Origin of the sequence: Fibrella forsythiae, assembly GCF_017353175.1 — a bacterium.
In the GTDB taxonomy this organism is placed as follows: Bacteria; Bacteroidota; Bacteroidia; order Cytophagales; family Spirosomataceae; genus Fibrella; species Fibrella forsythiae.
The window spans coordinates 252,427-271,552 of sequence record NZ_JAFMYW010000002.1 but is presented as its reverse complement, the minus strand read 5'-3'; the positions used below and the strand labels follow the sequence as shown (position 1 = coordinate 271,552).

17 protein-coding genes are annotated in these 19,126 nt (G+C 53.4%); 5 read left to right on the top strand and 12 right to left on the bottom strand.

From position 1 onward, the window contains the following. Window positions 1–78: 78 nt before the first annotated feature. The 3 genes from J2I46_RS07205 (at window position 79) to J2I46_RS07195 (ending at window position 2,381) form a co-directional block, all read left to right on the top strand. Complete coding sequence (locus tag J2I46_RS07205; RefSeq protein WP_207328336.1) at window positions 79–717, top strand: L-threonylcarbamoyladenylate synthase; 639 nt, start codon at window positions 79–81, stop codon at window positions 715–717. Window positions 718–790: 73 nt separating this feature from the next. Continuing rightward, on the top strand, window positions 791–1,282 hold the full coding sequence (locus J2I46_RS07200) for a hypothetical protein (protein ID WP_207328335.1): 492 nt from the start codon (window positions 791–793) through the stop codon (window positions 1,280–1,282). Between the two features lie 217 nt (window positions 1,283–1,499). Continuing rightward, window positions 1,500–2,381 carry a sugar phosphate isomerase/epimerase family protein gene (locus J2I46_RS07195; RefSeq protein ID WP_207328334.1) on the top strand — a complete coding sequence of 294 codons (882 nt, stop codon included), beginning with the start codon at window positions 1,500–1,502 and terminating at the stop codon, window positions 2,379–2,381. 66 nt (window positions 2,382–2,447) lie between these two features. On the opposite strand, the gene J2I46_RS07190 is transcribed toward J2I46_RS07195, so the two are convergent. From J2I46_RS07190 to J2I46_RS07175, 4 genes are all read right to left on the bottom strand, one after another. Beyond that, window positions 2,448–3,689 carry a 3-phosphoshikimate 1-carboxyvinyltransferase gene (locus J2I46_RS07190; RefSeq protein WP_207328333.1) on the bottom strand — a complete coding sequence of 414 codons (1,242 nt, stop codon included), beginning with the start codon at window positions 3,687–3,689 and terminating at the stop codon, window positions 2,448–2,450. A 90-nt stretch (window positions 3,690–3,779) separates the two neighbouring features. Continuing rightward, window positions 3,780–4,217 (bottom strand): response regulator, encoded by a 438-nt coding sequence (locus J2I46_RS07185; protein ID WP_207328332.1) that lies wholly within the window; start codon window positions 4,215–4,217, stop codon window positions 3,780–3,782. 141 nt (window positions 4,218–4,358) lie between these two features. Next, window positions 4,359–5,015 carry a hypothetical protein gene (locus J2I46_RS07180; protein WP_207328331.1) on the bottom strand — a complete coding sequence of 219 codons (657 nt, stop codon included), beginning with the start codon at window positions 5,013–5,015 and terminating at the stop codon, window positions 4,359–4,361. 74 nt (window positions 5,016–5,089) lie between these two features. Continuing rightward, complete coding sequence (locus J2I46_RS07175) at window positions 5,090–5,644, bottom strand: DUF502 domain-containing protein (protein WP_207328330.1); 555 nt, start codon at window positions 5,642–5,644, stop codon at window positions 5,090–5,092. A 121-nt stretch (window positions 5,645–5,765) separates the two neighbouring features. Between J2I46_RS07175 and J2I46_RS07170 the strand changes: the two genes are divergently transcribed. After that, the gene (locus J2I46_RS07170) at window positions 5,766–6,833 is read left to right on the top strand and encodes an Ldh family oxidoreductase (protein WP_207328329.1); all 1,068 of its coding nucleotides are present in this window, start codon (window positions 5,766–5,768) and stop codon (window positions 6,831–6,833) included. A 245-nt stretch (window positions 6,834–7,078) separates the two neighbouring features. On the opposite strand, the gene J2I46_RS07165 is transcribed toward J2I46_RS07170, so the two are convergent. From J2I46_RS07165 to J2I46_RS07145, 5 genes are all read right to left on the bottom strand, one after another. Further along, window positions 7,079–7,639 carry a hypothetical protein gene (locus J2I46_RS07165; RefSeq protein ID WP_207328328.1) on the bottom strand — a complete coding sequence of 187 codons (561 nt, stop codon included), beginning with the start codon at window positions 7,637–7,639 and terminating at the stop codon, window positions 7,079–7,081. 134 nt (window positions 7,640–7,773) lie between these two features. Then, window positions 7,774–8,754 carry an ADP-ribosylglycohydrolase family protein gene (locus J2I46_RS07160; RefSeq protein WP_207328327.1) on the bottom strand — a complete coding sequence of 327 codons (981 nt, stop codon included), beginning with the start codon at window positions 8,752–8,754 and terminating at the stop codon, window positions 7,774–7,776. Window positions 8,755–8,757: 3 nt separating this feature from the next. Next, complete coding sequence (locus J2I46_RS07155) at window positions 8,758–11,157, bottom strand: penicillin acylase family protein (protein WP_207328326.1); 2,400 nt, start codon at window positions 11,155–11,157, stop codon at window positions 8,758–8,760. Window positions 11,158–11,238: 81 nt separating this feature from the next. Then, window positions 11,239–12,495, bottom strand: a complete 1,257-nt coding sequence (gene fahA, locus J2I46_RS07150) for a fumarylacetoacetase (RefSeq protein ID WP_207328325.1) — start codon at window positions 12,493–12,495, stop codon at window positions 11,239–11,241. Window positions 12,496–12,520: 25 nt separating this feature from the next. Continuing rightward, window positions 12,521–13,690 (bottom strand): homogentisate 1,2-dioxygenase, encoded by a 1,170-nt coding sequence (locus J2I46_RS07145; RefSeq protein ID WP_207328324.1) that lies wholly within the window; start codon window positions 13,688–13,690, stop codon window positions 12,521–12,523. A gap of 223 nt (window positions 13,691–13,913) precedes the next feature. Between J2I46_RS07145 and J2I46_RS07140 the strand changes: the two genes are divergently transcribed. Next, entirely contained in the window at window positions 13,914–15,227 is a 1,314-nt protein-coding gene (locus tag J2I46_RS07140) for a T9SS type B sorting domain-containing protein (RefSeq protein ID WP_207328323.1), read from the top strand. 41 nt (window positions 15,228–15,268) lie between these two features. Here the strand turns inward: J2I46_RS07140 and J2I46_RS07135 are convergent, their stop codons facing one another. The 3 genes from J2I46_RS07135 to J2I46_RS33480 all read right to left on the bottom strand — a co-directional run bounded on the left by J2I46_RS07135 (window position 15,269) and on the right by J2I46_RS33480 (window position 18,332). Continuing rightward, complete coding sequence (locus tag J2I46_RS07135; RefSeq protein WP_207328322.1) at window positions 15,269–15,649, bottom strand: response regulator; 381 nt, start codon at window positions 15,647–15,649, stop codon at window positions 15,269–15,271. A gap of 118 nt (window positions 15,650–15,767) precedes the next feature. Next, window positions 15,768–17,180 carry an ATP-binding protein gene (locus J2I46_RS07130; RefSeq protein ID WP_207328321.1) on the bottom strand — a complete coding sequence of 471 codons (1,413 nt, stop codon included), beginning with the start codon at window positions 17,178–17,180 and terminating at the stop codon, window positions 15,768–15,770. Between the two features lie 15 nt (window positions 17,181–17,195). Next, entirely contained in the window at window positions 17,196–18,332 is a 1,137-nt protein-coding gene (locus tag J2I46_RS33480) for a sensor histidine kinase (RefSeq protein WP_374758080.1), read from the bottom strand. Window positions 18,333–19,126: the final 794 nt, after the last annotated feature.

Here is a 19,126-nt window from a genome sequence, read left to right as displayed (position 1 = left end):
AGTTATCAATTGTTATACAGACTAACGTACCCAAACGACGTTCTTCCCTGTTACTTGTTCACTGATAACTGTCCCTCTATGCCTGCTGAGTTCATTAAGCTTTATCCAAAAAACCCTGATCTGAACCGGATTCGTCAGATAGCAAAAGCCCTGAGTGATGGGGCGGTGGTTATCTACCCAACCGACACCATTTACGGCCTCGGCTGCGATATCCATAATGCACGGGCGGTTGAACGGGTAGCCCGTATCAAGGGCATCAAACCACAGAAGAACGACTTCTCCTTTATCTGCTACGATCTGAGTCACATTGCCGACTATGCCCGCGTGAGCAATTCGGCTTTCAAGCTCATGAAGCGACTGTTGCCCGGACCTTATACGTTCATTCTGGATGCCAACAACAACGTACCTAAACTGCTCAATTCCAGTAAGAAAACCGTAGGTATTCGTGTGCCTGATAACGATATTCCGCGGTTACTGGTACAGGAACTGGGCAACCCGATCATCACCACAACCCTGCGCGAAGGTGGCCCCGAAGACCTGCCCGAAGGCATCGCCTACAGCACCGACCCCGAACTGATCTACGAAACTTACCGCCACGACGTGGATATTGTCATAGACGGGGGCTACGGCGGGTATGCACCATCCACGATCATCAACGCTACCACCGACGAGTTTGAGGTAATCCGGCATGGACTGGGCGAAGTAGACTGGGAATAGATCCGGGCTAAGAACAGAAAGCCGATCTGGCCGCCTGGACTGTTATTTAGGCAAGAATCCGTTATCTTTCTGTATGACGTTATTCTTGAAGATCAGCCATAAACTGATGGCCTTCATGCTGTTCATACCTGTCTGGACAGACCTGATTCTCCCTGATGCCTACAAAAGCAGCGAACTGGTATTCTGGATTTTTTGCCTGCTCACACTCGGCTGGTATTATGCTGCTTACAACGTATTGACCGTAAGCAGTGTATGCCAGACTACGCAATTCAAAAAACCATTTTATGCCGTCCTTTTACTACTGGGGCTCACCATAACACTTCAATCCTGGTTTGCAATCGACACAACCTATATGGGCGGAACCAACATCTCTGTTTGGCGACTTTTATGCTATATCTTTTTAGCATACACGATCACTAAATTGCTTTTGTCGAGTGAAAGCGAAAGAGTACTCAGCGTCAACGGGCTTACCACCTTTTTATTAGTTTTTGTATTACCAATCGGGGCATGGTGGATTCACCAACGAGTACAAAAAGCCGCGTTAAGGGATAAAAAAAGGGTTTAGAAGCCCTTACCGGTCATCAATCGCTGGTCAGGTAACAAACGGTCCAGCCTGCTTCAACACGCCAATGCCTGGATGCATCGTACTACTACCGGTTTTAGGTCGTTGTGCGTTTACTCCCTCCCGACAAGTAATATGCCGTAATGATCAACTTTGTCTGGCTAGGCACCGGGCACGCCGCCCTTATTAATGGCACCGCAACTTGCTGAACCTCAATGCCATGCAATCAATTGACAGAAAAACATTCCTGAAAGACCTGTCTATACTGGCAGGCGCTTCACTCATGGCTGGGCCGTCATTTGCCAACGACCTGATAACCAGCAAGTCTGGCATCAAGCTTGGATTCGTCACCTACCTGTGGGGGAAAGACTGGGATCTGCCTACATTGCTGAAAAACTGTGCAGAAACAGCTATTCTGGGGGTGGAGCTGCGCGTTGATCATGCCCATGGCGTAATGCCCGGCCTTACCGCTGCCCAACGGCGTGAGGTCAGAAAGCAATTTGCCGACGGCCCGGTAAAACTGGTTGGGTTAGGCACCAATCAGCAATTTGATTTTGTTGACCAGGCGCAATTAAAGGCCTCTATCGAACGGGCAAAGGAGTTCATTCGGCTGAGTGCTGAGGTAGGTGGCACAGGCGTTAAGGTGAAACCCAACGGGCTGCATAAAGACGTTCCGATTGACAAAACGTTGGCCCAGATCGGCGAATCGTTGAACGAACTGGCCCGTTATGGTGCTACGTTAGGCCAACAGATCAGGCTGGAAGTGCATGGCGAAGAAACGCAGGAATTGCCAGTGATTAAACAGATTATGGATGTTGCCAGCCACCCAAATGCCACGATCTGCTGGAACTGCAACCCGCAAGATCTGAATGGCAACGGCTTTCAGGCCAATTTTGATCTGGTCAGCAATCGGCTCGGCGCTACCTGCCACGTACGTGAACTCAACCGCACTGATTATCCGTATCAGGACCTGCTGAACAACCTGGCGAAACTAAACTACACCGGTTGGGTGCTGCTGGAGTGTCATACTAATCCGGCCGATAAGGTAGCGTCTATGAAAGAGCAACGGGCCGTTTTCGACCGGATGTTAGCGAAAACATAGCAGCTTGATACCTATTCCTGCAGTGGCTTCGCGCTCTGGACCGAATCCACTACAGGAGTATACCTTTCAGCTAACAGGTTCTATAACAGAAACCTGACTAAAGTCTTCCCAAAAAGAAGGGTATGATTTGGCTACCACGCCCGGCTCTTCGATCACAACGGGGCGGAGCATGGCAATGGGCGCGAAGGCCATCGCCATCCGGTGATCATCATACGTATTAATTTGAACAGGCTCGCTGTTGACTGATGCTGTAGCAGCATGCACTTCGTAGCGTTCGTTGGGCACCACCTCCACCAGATCAGCACCAAACTTGCGAAGCTCGTTTTGAATAGCTACAACCCGGTCTGTCTCTTTGATCTTCAGGCTTTCGATGCCGGTAAAGGTGGCCGGAATGCCTTTCATAGCGCAGCAAACAGCTACAGTCTGCGCCAGATCGGGGCAGTTGGTAAAATCGACCTCAATCTGTGTAGCGGCGTTTTTTTTGGTGAGCCTGAATCCCCGGCCCGTATACGTTGCCTGCACGCCCAGTTGATCCATAATGTCCACAATGGCACTGTCGCCCTGAAGCGATTGCTCTTTCAGCCCCAACAGTTCAATATCAGCATCGTCGGCAAGAGCCACCGTGCTAAACCAGTAGCTCGCCCCCGACCAGTCAGACTCGATGGCGTAGGTGGTTGGCTGATACGTACCTGCGGGAATTGTGATCGTTTGGGCCGTCCAGTCGGCGATAGGCGTTACTCCGAACACCGCCATTTGTTGCAGCGTCATTGTCATATATGGCACTGACCCTAACGTACCTGTCAGGTGCAGCGTCAGGCCGGTAGGTAAGTAGGGAGCCAGCATAGCCAGCGCCGAAATGTACTGACTGCTCACGTCGCCCCGAATACTGAGTTCGCTGACTCCCGTCGACTGAAAACCGGCTGTTTGCAACGGTGGATAGCCATCCTGTCCCAGGTACGTTACCTCCGCTCCGAGCGTACGCAACGCCTCAACCAGCAAGCCAATCGGGCGTTCGCACATACGGGGCGTGCCGGTCATGATCTTGGTTTGGCCGGTCAGGGCGAAGTAGGCAGTCAGGAAACGCATGGTTGTTCCTGCATCGAGCACATCGGCTGTTTCGGCGTTGGTATCGCGCAGCAGCCGAATCATCGTCTGCGTATCGCGGGCGGTTGAGAGGTTGTCGAGCTGGCAGCGAAAACCGGTGAGCGCATCGAGAATCAGTGCGCGGTTGCTTTCACTTTTCGATGAGGCTAAGGCAACGGTAGCCCGAACGGGCTTCGTGGGGGGCGTCAGTAAGAGGGCATTCATCCCGCAAAAGAACGCATTTTTCGGCAACGACTTGGTTAAACACCACCCCAGACTTGCTAATCCTATCAAAAAAGATGGGCGGGAATACGTCTACGCTGCCGCCCTCCTGGATTTTCCTGCCTGCGGAATACTGGCCGTTAAAAGCCAGAACTGTTGAAGCTGATGAACGGTACGGGTCAAATCAGCGTACTGATGTGGCTTGGTAATGAAAGAGTTAGCTCCCAGAGAATAGGCCCGTGTTACATCTTCGCGTTGGCTAGAGGTAGTCAATACCAGTACGGGCATTGTTTTATAGGCCTCCTGATTGCGAAGATGTGTAAGCGTCTGGAAGCCATCCATGATAGGCATATTCAAATCAAGCAATACCATTATTGGCCGTTCTTCGGCTATGGCTAACTGACTGATTAGTTCTTCCCCGTTTGTAAAGAAAACAAGATCACACGCCACCCCTGTGGAGGCAAATGCTGTCTGGAGGAGAAACTGATCATCCTCGTCGTCTTCAGCTACAAAGATGGTATGCTGGTTCATTCCCTGTTAGTTGGTAGGTTTACTGTTTACGTATAAAGATACCGTCACCTTCTTGTAAAAGCAAATCCAGTATACGGCTTTGTCAGAATTCATAAATGTTTAATAGTGCAACGGGGCTTGCAGGCAAAAAACCGTCGATAATCAATTGGTCCACATCACTTTAAGTCTATGCCGATCATTGATCGTATAGCTTCGGTGTGATAATTTATAACAGAGCGCACCACCCAGTACCATCAGACCACCCGGCACCAGCGACTTCCGGTCGAACTGAAACCGGCCGGTACGTCCGTCCAGGCTTCGCGGATTGACAAAGTCAGCCACCACGAATATGACGCCGGCAGCTGGCAGCAGATAGCCAAGTTCAGTAACGAACGGAATTCGGTGCGTCAGATACACCCGCTGCACATCGACCAATGGAAACGACAACACCTGCGGCTGTTCGTATAATTCATTCTGAAACGCGATGGCGAACGCCGTGTCGCTCACGGTAGTAAGTGGATACCGGTATTTATCGCCGTCAGATTTGGCCCGGAAAGCCATCTTGTCGCCGGGGAAAATCCGATACCGATGAAACCGCCCGAACGTACCTGTCACGTCGATGGCCAGATAACGGCTTTTAGGTGTCAGCTTTGGTTGCCCATCCACGGCAGGCAACGTATCGGCCGAAGGCTGGTAAGCGGCCGGGCGCTGCGGTGGCTCCTGCATGCGTACGCCAGGAACAGTGGCCGGTTGGGCCATGCAGACCGTTGCACTGAACCAGGCAACATTAACCAACATCAGAAAGCGTAGCATATTCATATCAGTTACCGTTTACACCTGCTCAACGTATAGGGCTGAGGAAAGGTTATTTCATTACCTGTGCGGGAAGGCAGTTACTTACTCACCCCGCCCGATACGATAAGCTTCATGGCTTCGGCGCTCGACAGGTTCAGCAGCTTGACATTGTCGGCCGGCACAATGTATAGTTCGCCCGAAAACGCATAGGAATGTGGACAGTAGACCATTACGGAGTCGGAAAGGTTGAAATGACTCAGGTCGGTTTGTGTAATAAACCCGATTTTTCGAATACCCGACTCGTGGTTCATCGTTATCAGCACCGGCTGATTAAATTTCTTTTTATCGCCAACAAACGCTGAAATAAGGTCTTTTACCGAAAAATAGATCAGGCTGACCAATGGCAAATGCCGGATCGAGCCCTCGAACAACGACGCGACCGACTGCGGAATAACCGTTGAGATAAGCAGACCAGAAGCCAGGATAATGCCGGTCATGATCAGAAAACCAATGCCCGGAATGTTTACCGGCACCAATCCGTCTACCCAGACGAATACGCCATATATGACGTAAATGGTCAATCCCAGCGGCGCAATGGCCAGCAAGCCACGGCCGAAATAAGCCAACAATCGACTGATAAATTTGTTAGTCATGGTGTAAAATTAGGTTTCCGGTTTCAGGTTTCAAGTTTCAGGTACGTCGCTTACTGCCGCATGGGTAATGAGCAAGCCGCCTGAAACTTGAAACCTGAAACTTGAAACCTAATTTTACACCATGATTCATGCCAAGCAATTACGCTCGTTTACCGAGCAGATTTTTCAGGCCATAGGCTGTTCAGAAGCCGATGCGCAACTAGCCGCCGACGTACTGGTTTCCGCCGATCTGCGCGGTGTTGATTCACACGGTGTTGCCCGGTTGGCTGGGTACGTTCGGCTTTACGATCATGGTCGGCTGAACCCTACTCCTGCTATTAGCATCGTCCATGAAACGCCATCAACCGCCGTTGTCGATGGTGATCGCGGGCTTGGGCTGGTGGTTGGTCCCTGGGCTATGCGCGTAGCAATCGAAAAGGCCCGCGTAGCTGGCACTGGCTGGGTGGCTGTGCGCAACTCGAACCATTTCGGCATTGCCGGTTATCACGCGCTATTGGCCGCCGAACATGACATGATCGGCCAGGCCATGACCCATGCCGCTCCGCTGGTAGCCCCTACCTTTTCGCTGGATAAACTTCTGGGTACCAACCCCATTGCCGTGGCTATTCCGGCCGCAACGGAGCCCACGTTCCTGGCCGATTTTGCCTCTACGGCCGTAGCCTACGGCAAGCTGGAAATTCTGCAGCGAAAAGGCCAGGATATTCCCCTTGGCTGGGCGCAGGACGCCAATGGTAACCCCACAACCGATGCCAACGCGGTGAAGAACGGAGGTGCATTGCTTCCCCTTGGTTCCGACCGGGAACATGGTAGCCACAAGGGGTATGGCCTGGGCGCTATTGTCGATATTTTCTCGGGTGTTTTGTCCGGCGCAAATTATGGCCCGTGGGTCCCGCCGTTCGCAACGGCTGGCTTCATGCAGGCCAACGAGGGCGTGGGCTCAGGCACCGGCCATTTCTTCGGTGCTATGCGCATCGATGCGTTCCGCCCAGCCAACGATTTCAAGCAGCACATGGATACCTGGATTCAGCGGTTCCGCTCAGCTAAATCCATTGAGGGCCAACAGGTTCTGGTTCCCGGCGACCCCGAACGTATGCTCGAAGCTGACCGTCTGAAAAACGGTATTCCCGTTCACGAAACGGTCATTAAAACGCTGGAAGAATTAGGTGAACGATTTGCCGTGAAGCTATAGCTTGTCATAACGGCTGGTTCTATTTTGCTTAGCCCCACAGGGGCGACAGGTCAATAGAAACAGCCCACTAACCATGCCCCTCAGTCCCGTGAGGGGCGATATGTATAAAGTTTAATCTTTATTACATATCGCTCCTCACGGGGCTTTATCGTTTTCAGGGGCTTTATTTTCTATTGACCTGTCGCCCCTAACGGGGCTGTAAGGCTGAGCTCTCTTAGGTTATTTTTACGCTTAACCCCGTCAGTCTACTGAATCGCCATTTTCCCGATATACTCCTTCGGCTGGTAATACACCGGAACGCCCAGCAGGCGCCAGATCAGGTGCCCGCCAATTTCGTAGGTTAACGTTCCGTTGGGTGCGATTCGCACGCTGGTCTTTTCCTGTTCCCACTTCAGGCCAAGCATCAAGGGAGATGGCGTCACGATCAGGTTCAGCTTGATAGCATCGGGCTGTTTGCCAGTCGAATCAACGGCTTCCATATGCACGTGATCAGGTAACGTTACCGGCCACATGCTGATGTGGCTTTTGATTGTGTACATTGGGCTTATTGGCAATAACCCGTCATGAAATTTAGGCGCTCTGATAGGTACAGTTGGCTGTGCCTGCAGCATGGTGATCTGATTCGGTTCTTCGAACAGCGCATGCGGTGCTGTTTGAGCGCCAATCAGCAACACGACAGTTAAGATGCTGCTCCGATAGACCAGCTTGGGTATGGTTCGGTTTACCAATCGAATAATTTCCTGAAAGACGAACACGTACAGGATCAAATTCAGAAATGGCCAGATTGTCAGTAGAACAGTTTGCATGTCCCAAGTATGCACCAATTAGTAGACAAACCAAGCTTCTGGTTTACTGAATGCTGTGCAGAATTCGCGCTGTAGTGTATTGCTGACGCTAGGCCAAAGCACCAATTACGAATTCAGCAGCATAATCGTATCCGTTACCTGTACGGCAGGGCATCGTTTAAGCGATTACTTAATGTGATGATGTCATCTTTTCGGGCCAGTACATCAATCCACTCCTGAGGGATACTGGTAGCCTCATAATATAACCCGGCAATACCGCCTGTGACGCAGCCAGTGGTATCTGTATCGCTTCCGAGATTAATGGCTTTCAGAACAGCTTCGGCATATGTATTTGTGTTAAGAAAACACCAGAAGCTTGCTTCTAACGTATGCAGCACGTACCCAGATGATGAAATTTCGGCTTCTTCGTAATTCATGATGGATCGAATTTCGTAGTTGCCTACGGGATTTTCCAGCAGCCGATGAAACCGGTCCAATTCGCTTTTATCAAGGATAGAGTATTGCTTAACAAATTCGTTTACCCGTTCCTGCATGGCTCGAAATGCCTGGTATTTGTCCAGCCCATCCATCAATAAGAGGGCATACTCACAGTATATAAAGCAGGCAAAAACCGACCGGATATGCAGGTGGGTGATGCCCGACACCTCACCAATAAGTCGAAAGCGTTCTTCTATTGGTTTCCCTCTGAGGTAAAAGACGAGTGGCAGGATTCTCATCAGTGAACCATTACCATTATCCTGTTCGCCTGCTCCGCCCGATTGCAAAGGGCTAGTTCCGGTAGCGACTTTGTGTAAAGCTATTGATGTAGCAATTCCGATATCAAATACCTGTCCGTAAGGTGTCCAATAACCATGTTGATACCAGTTAACAAATCGGTCTGTCAAATCAGAAAGGCGGTATCCTCCACACAGGCTTTCGGCCAGACAAAATGCAAGTGAGCTATCGTCTGACCACGTACCTGGCGGTTGTTGATGCGTGCCATACCCTTTCATTGTCGCTACTGGCTCATCTTTCAAAGCAGCCCGACCCATGAATTCGACGGGAACGCCTAGGGCATCACCCACGGCCAGTCCCAGCAATGCGTCCGTAATTTTGTTTTTTACCATCATGCTCATGTGCTACGGTTTCAAAACCATCTTCGTTTCTGTTACCTGCTCCACTCGTTTTCGGGTGAAAAACGCAGGAAAATAACCATTCTCGGCCCATAGAGGGAACAGGTCGCGGTAGTGCGGGCTGTCGGGATCGGCCGATTGGCCGGGGCTGTTGATGCCCATCGTGCGGTCCCAATCCTGGGTGTCCATCACAATGCGGAAGGTGGCGCCATGCTCCTGGTTCAGGCTGTTGCCGGTGGCATTCACCGTTTCGGCATAGCCGCCCCGCGCCGCCGGGCCAATATTGATACGCCGCCGCTGCTCATCGCTGACCAGGTCGCTCAGAGCGTGGGTCAGCGTGATGTGCTTGAGGGTACGTTGGCCATACACCCAGGTTTCCATATCGGGGCCAAGCTGTTTGGTCAGGTCTTCTACCGCGTTCGTGACACAGGCCAGTAACAGGCTATCTCGGTTAATGGGTCGGTTGGTAGCCAGTTGCGGTGTTACGGCCCAGTCGAGCAGGCGTTTGGTAGGAATGCTTTTCAGGTACGTTCGGGCATCGGCCGGAACGGCCATATTCAGGAATGCCCGGCGAAGCTGTGTTTCATAACTTACATAGATCGCCGCCGCCACCGACGACGTACCCAGCTCATAATTCCACTTACGCAGGTATGTTAGTGCCTGCTCGGTTGGCAGATCGGGTGATGAGAGCGGCTCGAGCAATGGCACCAGGGTACGCGCAGGCAGGGCCACGTAATCGGCCTGCAGGCGCATAAAGTCGGGCAGCGTTTTGCGCCTGCCATCACCCAGCACTTCCTCGATCCGGTGTGCCCGCGAGGGAGACGCCCACACCCAGCCAATGGCGTTCCGATGCGGGAAGTCGGGCGGCGTCAGGTTATTATTGGCCGTCACGATATAACCCGATTGTGGATTTTCGCTGTGTGGCAATTGCGCAATAGGCAGATAACCAGCCCATTCGAATCGGCCATCGCCCGGCACGGGTACCAGACCAGTCCAGTTTTTCCGGATGGGTGCTAACCCTACCGCCTGCCAGCCGATGTCGCCCTTCCGGGTGGCTGAAGGTCGCCCTGCCCAGATCATGTTCTCGCCGGGAATACGGCTATACAGACACGCCTGCCGAAACTCGGCCCACGACTTTGCCTGGTTCATGCGCAGGCTAGCCAGATACGGCGAACACCCCTGTTCGCGCCAGCCCGCCCGAACGGCATAGGCCCGGTGTGCTTTTCCGTCTTCAAATACAACCGGGCCGTGGCGCGTGTATTTCAGCGTGACGGTTTGCGCCGCCTGCCCTTTCACCGGAATCGTTTCGCGCAGAACACGCATGGTTTCCCAACGGCCTTTATACCGATACTGATTCGGGTTGGCCGGGTTGATCTCATAGACATACAGATCCTCGTTGTCGGTGTCGAAAATGGTAAGTCCCCAGGCGCCGTAGTCGTTATGCCCCACCGAAATGCCGGGTAGTGTGGGTTCACCCGCGCCGATTACATTCCAGCCGGGGGCGTTCAGGTGCGCCCAGTACCGTAGCGACGGGGCCGACTGCGCCCGGTGCGGATCGTTGGCCAGCATGGGGTAACCACTCGCCGATTTCTCGCCGGCAATCACCCAGTTATTAGAACCAACAAACTGTTTTTCAGCCTCGAACCAATCATCAACGGCATCACGTTCGCGCATACGCCGGGCCTCATCTTCATCTGTTGCGCCCAGCGACTTATCGGTGGCACTGAACCGGATCGGTAGCCGGAAGGCCTCATACAGCTCCAGAATGTTTTGCATCAGGCCGGTGCCATCCACATGTAGCGTCAGATCAGGAGCGCCCGGCTTATCAACGGGGTGGAACCACTGTAACGCCCGCAGGCTGTCGGCCCCGATCAGGTGTACCAGTCGCCCGTTGTTGAGTTCGTCGCGAATGTTGCTCAACAGGCCCTGATGACGGCTGATAACGATTTCCGGCGTCCAGAGCCCGGGTTTTGTGTTCAGCGTTTTAAATTCAAAAGGCAGCTTATCGGGTGTCTGGTTGATCTCCGTTATGTAGGCATTGATACCCGCCACAAACGCCCGAACGATCAGGCTGCCGTGGGGGTGGTAGACGTTCAGTTCGGCGTTCAGGTTCTGCGGGCGGAATTTGAACAGCCGGGTACCGATGTCACGTTTCAGCTCACGCGGCCCGAGCAGTTCAGCCACGGTCCCGGTTGCCTGCCTGCGCCACATCTCCAGCTGAAACAGCCGATCCTGCGCGGCCATGTATCCCTGCGCAAAGAACAGATCGTGCTCATTTTTGGCGTAAATGTGGTTTACTCCCCACTGATCGCGCAGCACTTCAACGGGTTGTTGCAAGCCTTTCACGGTCAGGTTTTGCGTGCAGGCGGTCGTTGTAATCAGCAGAAAAAGCAGGATGAAGCGCATAGGTGGTTCTTTTTTGACAGGGATCACAGTTTTCTTTTCTCCGGAGCAAACCAGAAACCCCTGTCAGAAAACCGCCCGTCTCTACGGCACAATTTGCCCCGAAACAGCCCCAAAACCAACCCGTATGCCTTCTTTTTCGGCATAACCGTGAAAGGTTACCGTATCGCCATCCTGCAGGAAGGTTCGGGTCTTGCCGGAAACGAGTGCAATGGGCTCGGTACCACCCCACGACAATTCGAGCATAGAACCCCACGACGAGCGGTCGGGACCGGAAATGGTGCCGGATGCCACCAGGTCGCCGACCCGAATATTACAGCCATTCACCGTATGATGCGCCAGTTGCTGCGCCTGCGACCAGTACAGAAATCGCTGATTCGAGCGCGAAATGATCGTTTCTTCTGCACCATTCCCGCCAGCCCCCGGCGTTAGGCCAACCACCAGTTGAATGTCCAGATTAGGCAGCGGATTCGTTTCGTGCAGGTACGGCAATGGCGTAGGGTCCTGAACGTACCCAGCCAGGCGAAATGGCGCGAGAGCATCCATCGTCACCACCCAGGGCGATATGGACGAGCCAAAACTTTTGCCCAGAAATGGCCCCAGCGGCACGTATTCCCATTGTTGAATATCCCGCGCCGACCAGTCGTTGAACAACACCATGCCGAATACGTGCTCGTCGAAATCAGCCGTGGTGAGCGACGTACCCAGCGGCGTGTCTTTCCCGACAACAAACGCCGTTTCCAGCTCAAAATCAAGCCGTTGCGAGGCCCCAAAAACGGGCAACACCTCCCCTTTCGGAAGTTGTTGCCCGTTCGGCCGTTTGATCGATGTACCCGATACAACCACCGACGACGCCCGTCCATGATAACCCACGGGCAGGTGCCGCCAGTTGGGCAGGAGCGCATTAGCCGGATCGCGAAACATCTTCCCGACGTTACTGGCGTGGTCGATACTGGAATAGAAATCGGTGTAATCGCCAATCTGAACAGGCAGGTGCATAGTGGCGTTGGCCTGAGGCACCAGCACCTGATCGCTTCCACTCCGGAGCACCGATTCAGGATCCGTAAGTTCGGCCTGCAGAACGGAACGCACCTGTTGCCAGACAGGCCGCCCCAGCCGAATAAAGTCATTGAGATAGGTACGTCGGAAAACGTCTCGCTGCTCAACGGTCAGAAACGCATCGAAAACAGCCCGATCTGCCACAGCGGCCAGATCAAGGATTTGCTCACCAATGGCTACTCCTACGCGTGGGTCGGACAAGTTGGCGGTAGAAAAAATACCGAAAGGCAGGTTGTGAATCGAAAAATCAGACGCAGAAGCAATTGGAAGCCAGGAGAGCATAGTTGATGGTATTTAGCATCGTGATTCATTCCCGCCAGGATTGGAAATAGACGCCGTCGTCGACGCCGAGGGCCTGTTTGGTGAGTTTAAGCGGACGAAACGTATCGACCATCACGGCCAGTTCGTCGGTTTTGGTTTTGCCGATACTGCGTTCCATTGCGCCGGGATGCGGGCCGTGCGGAATACCGCCGGGATGCAGCGTCAGGATACCGGGCGAAATACCGTTCCGGCTCATAAAGTCGCCATCGACGTAGTACAGTACCTCGTCGGAATCGATGTTGCTGTGGTTGTACGGAGCCGGAATCGCGTCGGGGTGATAATCGTACAGGCGCGGTACGAACGAGCAAACCACACATGATTTGGTCTCAAACGTCTGGTGAACTGGTGGTGGCTGATGGATCCGACCGGTGATTGGCTCGAAGTTGTGGATCGAGAAACCGTAGGGGAAGTTGTAGCCGTCCCAGCCTATCACATCGAACGGGTGGGTGTCGTAGATGAGCGTGTGCAGGATGCCCTCCTTCTTGATTTTTATTACAAAATCGCCCCGCTCGTCGTGGGTCTCCAGGTTCTGCGGTAGCTTGAAATCTCGCTCACTATAAGGCGAATGTTCGAGTTGCTGACCGAAGTAATTCCGGTACCGCTTTGGCGTGTAGATCGGCGATGTTGATTCAAGGTAGAACAACCGGGTGCCTTCAGGTACGTCAGTTTTGTCGAATTCGATCTGGTAGATCATCCCGCGCGGAATCAGTAGGTAATCGCCCGGCACAAAGGGAATTGTGCCCAGCATGGTTCGTAACGTCCCTGCGCCCCGGTGCACAAACAGCAACTCGTCGGAATCAGCGTTTTTGTAGAAGTAATCGGTCAGTGACTGGCGCGGTGCAGCAACGCCCACGACCACATCATTATTAATGAGTAGTGGTGTGCGACTTTCCAGGAAATCGTTGGCAGGCGGCACATCAAACCCGACCAGCTTCCGCGACATAATGTTGTGGTCAACGGCCACAGCGGGCCGCAGATCAACCGGATCGAGCACGGCTTTTACCTGCGTGGGCCGGTGAACGTGATACAACAATGACGACATACCATCGAAGCCGACAGTGCCAAACAACTGCTCGTAATAAAATGCCCCCGCCGGACTCTTGAAAATCGTGTGTCGCTTGGGCGGTAGCTGGCCGAGGCGATGATAGATAGGCATAGCTGGTTCGTTGATGAGTTAGTTGTCAAGGCAACAAATTTATCTTTCTTTTATCATATAATAACAAGGCGTAACCCAATTTAATGCAGTATCACTATCCCGAAGGCCAGTATATAGGCATGGTTTATGATATAGGTTAGCTGGTCTGTTGTCACAACAAGTTGCCCAGCCCATGCCCATATATATAAAACATAAATCATTCGTAATCTGTCTATTAGTGCTATTGAGCAGCACTGTATACGGACAACGCCAGGCGCGTACCCGAACGCCCCGCGCGGCCAATACGGCAGCGTTGAAGGCCTGTTTACCCGCCCAGATCAACGTCAGCAAAACCGTTTTGTGCACAGGTGAACTGATTGATCTTCGTTCGAACATCCTGCCAACCTACCGCTATCGCTGGTTTAAAGATGGAGCTGTTCTGGTTGGCGAATCGTCTTATCTGCTCACGGTCAATGCGCCGGGCACGTATAAACTGGAGGTAACGAATACGGCCGTGGCAGGCTGTGTGCAAACCGACGTAGTAACCATCCGCCAGAGCCCTCTCAAAAAAATAACGCTTCTGCCGTTGACCCAGGGCGCAGCCTGTGAAGGCGGTTCGCTGGTAGCGGCCATCGACGCGGGCACCACCGATCCTGCCTCGGTAAACCTGGCCTACAACTGGCAGCGCAACGGCTTTTCTTTACCCGGAAACGGTCCCACCACTCAAGCCGATGTGCCGGGGGCTTACTCGGTTTTCGTGATCGACGGTGATTGCGAAGCCAGTGCCGGACCAATTGACGTTTTTCCCAAACCGAAACCGGCATTTCCGGCCATACCCGCCGTCTGTGCAAGCTCTGTTGATGCATTGACCCTGACTGCTACGCCTTCCGGCGGTACGTTTTCAGGCGATGGCGTGCAGAACAACCAGTTTATGCCCAAATTGGCGGGCGCCGGCCAGCATACCGTTACCTATTCGGTTACCAGCACGAAAGGCTGCCGGGCCGATGTTAGCCAGCCAATTCAGGTAATCAGTATACCACAGCCAGACCTGGGCCCCAACCAAACCATTATTGTGGGCACACAGGTGGCCTTGCAGGGGCCCGTCGGCTCATCACTGTCCTATACCTGGGACCCGATTGCCGGCATACTGACCAGTGGAATTGTTGATACGGGCGGGCGGCTAAATATGCCTCGTGTTACGGTGCAGCCCGAGGCGACCACTACGTATCGATTGACGGTCAGCGAAGGCGGTCAATGCCCGTTGAGTAGTAGTGTGGTAATTACGGTATTGCCCGGTCTGTTTTTTCCTACCGCCTTTACACCCAACGGAGACGGCCAGAACGATGTCTGGACCATCTTCGGTGTCGAAGCCTTTCCCCTTTGCTCGGTACGGATCTATAACCGCTGGGGCGAGCTGATCCTGAGCCAGTCGCCCTACAGCCAGCCGTGGGATGGCCGTGTTCGGGGCGAGCGCGCTGCCCCCGGCCCCTACAGGTACGTTGTTTCCCCAGCTCCTTTTCTGCCCGAACGCGCAGGTACGTTAACCATACTGGAATAAGAAGCGGTCAGTAGGCTACGCAGCTTACTGACCGCTTCTTATCAAACCGGTAAGTTCGCCAGCTTTTCTTTCAGCGAATTGAAATCCAATGGTTTAGCCAGAAAATCATCGGCCCCAAGGTCCATGGCCTGCTGATGGCTTTCGGCATCGCCGTAGGCAGTGATCATCATCACCACCGGCGGCCGGTCGGGCGTGACTGTGCGAATATGGCGCAGCAATTCCAGTCCGCTCATGCCCGGCATATTAATATCTGACAGGATCAGGACAGCTTCGTGGGGCCGCGCATTGAAGATCTGGAGGGCTTCTTCACCCGACGAAGCGAACGTCAGGTGAACGGTACCACTTCGGGTTTCGCGTCGGAACCGCTGTTCAAACAACGGTTGTACATCGGGTTCGTCGTCAACGACAAGAATGTGAGTCATGGGAAAAGAAAGTCGATAGTCGTCAGTCAGTAGTCGATAGTCGCGCTGCTCTATCACCTTGTTTGACATACAGTAGCGCAACTATCGACTACTGACTAACGACTATCGACTCTTAAGTTTAAGTTGCTGGTAATAAGATGGTGAACGTAGTACCAACGCCGTCTTTGCTATCGAGTAGCAGGGTGCCGCCGTGTCCTTTCGTAATGATTTCGTAGCTCAAACTCAGGCCAAGGCCGGTGCCGGAACCGGATGGCTTTGTAGTAAAAAAGGGTTGAAAAATCTTTTGCTGCACCTCTTCCGACATGCCTGTTCCGTTGTCACGGACCTGAATCTCAACGCCTACGGGCGTTTGTATCGTTACAACAACCACCGTTGGCTGGTAGGCAAACCCTTTTAACGTACCAGACTGACGTTCACTAATTTGCCGTTGTTGCACAGCATAGAACGCATTGTTGAACAGGTTCAGCAGCACCCGGCCGATATCTTGAGAGACCACCTTCACCGGCGGCAGGGTCTCGTCCAGCTCGGTGCGGAAACTGGCGTTGAAGCTTTTGTCTTTGGCCCGCAAGCCGTGGTAGCTCAACCGCAGGTACTCATCGGCCAGCGCGTTCAGGTCCGTGGGCTCACGCTGGCCCGTGCTGGTGCGGCTGTGCTGGAGCATGTTGCGCACAATGCCCGAGGCCCGCTGACCGTGGTGACTGATCTTGGTCAGGTTCTGGCTCAGGTCGCTCAGCAGTTCATCTTCCAGGCCCGCATCGCGCTCATCGGCCGGGCGCTGGCGTTCTTCCAGCAGTTCGGCCACCAGATCAACGGAGACCTCCGAGAAGTTATTGACAAAGTTCAGCGGGTTCTGAATCTCATGGGCGATGCCGGCCGTCAGTTCGCCCAAAGACGCCAGCTTTTCGCGCTGCACCAGTTGATCCTGCGTGGCCCGCAGTTCGCTCAGGGCCAGTTCCAGTTCCTCTTTCTGGCGGGTAATCTCGGCTTTTTGCTGGGTCAGTTCCTGGGTACGTTCCTGCACCAGCCCTTCGAGCATCTGCCGTTCGCGGCGTTCGGCCTCTTCCCGGTCAATTCGTGCCTGATGCTCTTTGCTGTATGATTTACGCTGCCGAGCGGCATACCCAAACAACGAGAACACCCAGACGTAGGCAAACCCAACCGATGTCTCGAACACATCTTTATACGGATTGTAGAGCGATGTGGGCAAAAACGTCCGGACAAACGACGTCAGTGCCAGAACTACCAGGAACGGAATCAGCGACAGCAAAAGGGCCCGTGCAGGTGGGTACCTTTTTGAAGCGATATAAACAACAAGTACGTTGAAGGCCAGCGCAACGTAACAAACCCAGGTTGCCTTTAGCTCATAGGCGCCATTAGTATCCAGAATTTTGTCGATCACGAACAGACTCGCCAGTATCACGGCAGCCCCGATCAGCCGCTTATCCCACACAGGCATCTTTTCCTTCGTGTTAAGGAAATTGCGGGTTTGAAGCAGAAAGAAAATGGTGACGACTAAAACGGGAACGTTCATGACAGCGGTAGTGGCTTAGGCAACCTGCATAGGCAAGGTAATACGAAACTCGGTAAACTGACCCGCTTCCGAGTCAACGTCGAGTGTACCACCGTGCCCTTTGGTAATAATATCATAACTCAGGCTAAGGCCAAGCCCCGTACCTGAACCGGTGGGCTTGGTAGTGAAGAATGGCTGAAAAATCTTGCTGCGCACCTCATCCGGAATTCCTGTACCATTATCGCGCACCCGAATCTCCACTTTCCTACCCACAACCTGCGTTTGCACCGTTACAGTTGGCTGGTAGTTTGCCTCGCCCTGCTGGTAACGCTGCTGCACAGCATAGAACGCATTGTTGAACAGGTTCAGCAGCACCCGGCCGATATCTTGAGAGACCACCTTCACCGGCGGCAGGGTCTCGTCCAGCTCGGTGCGGAAACTGGCGTTGAAGCTTTTGTCTTTGGCCCGCAAGCCGTGGTAGCTCAACCGCAGGTACTCATCGGCCAGCGCGTTCAGGTCCGTGGGCTCACGCTGGCCCGTGCTGGTGCGGCTGTGCTGGAGCATGTTGCGCACAATGCCCGAGGCCCGCTGACCGTGGTGACTGATCTTGGTCAGGTTCTGGCTCAGGTCGCTCAGCAGTTCATCTTCCAGGCCCGCATCGCGCTCATCGGCCGGGCGCTGGCGTTCTTCCAGCAGTTCGGCCACCAGATCAACGGAGACCTCCGAGAAGTTATTGACAAAGTTCAGCGGGTTCTGAATCTCATGGGCGATGCCGGCCGTCAGCTCGCCCAAAGACGCCATTTTCTCTTTCTGAACCAGTTGGTTCTGCGTTGTCCGCAGCTCGTCGAGCGACTCCTGCAATTGGGCGGTACGTTCAGCAACCTGCCGTTCCAGGGTTTCTTTCTGGCGCGCCAACAGGGTCTGCCGATCTTTTTCCTGCTCAAACGACTGCTTCGATAAGCGCTGAACTTCAAGTAGTTGCCCTTCCATCCGGCGTTGCGTGAATACAAACGAACGGGCGATATAGAGCGAAATAGACAGCGGAATAAACAGCACCGCCAGGTAGTAGATCAGTTGCTGGGCAAAATCAGAGAGGGGCAGTACTCGTAACGGGGTCAGTTCATCGAAGGTGTAGATACAGAATATGGAAAACAACACGAGTGCGCTCAGCATACCACCCGAAATAAACTCGCCTCCCCACTGCCGCCGCCCCAGTAGCGTAACCCGTGCACACTCGGCCGTACCTAACAATGCCGGGCCAAACTCTGTCCAGTTGGCACCGGTATTGGGCAGAATGAACAGCAATAAACTGCTACCCAGCATCAACGCAACCAGTACATAATAAACAGCACCAAATGGTTTTTTGTAGATCGTATAGATGGCCGTCATCAGCGCAATATAACCCACCGGATAAGCCAGCGTACCCAGCAATGACCAATGGGCATAAGTATCGTGTAGCTCAATAACGCCCAGAATAAGTGTGATTGAAAAGAACGCAGTTGCGAACGCTGTACAGGCCAGCGCCATCGCCCCATTGGCCCGGTCGGCGTTGTTATAGATGAAGAATAGGCCATGCAATAAGGCCAACATAAAGAACAGACCAGCGGTAAATGTAGCGACAAGTCGTTGCCAGCGAATAGCAAACGGCTCAGCCACTGGTTGGCTTCCATCGAGCAAACGCGCCCAAAACAGCGACCGTCCGGGCGGCTGGTAATTTCCAAAGAACGTATCATCCGTAACCGCAAAACGAACCGCCAACACAATGTTCCCCGCCGAATCGGGCTGTACAACAACGGTATGCCTGCTTGTCGAATGCGTTGGTTCGGCCGGTTTACCATCTGTTGGGAACGTACCCGTCTGGCGAAGATGTCGCCCGTTCACAAACACATCAGTCGCTGCCGTTTGTCGCCAAAAGAGTAGCAGCCCCTGTCGGCTCAATTCGGGTTTTATGTGCAATCGGAGGCGTA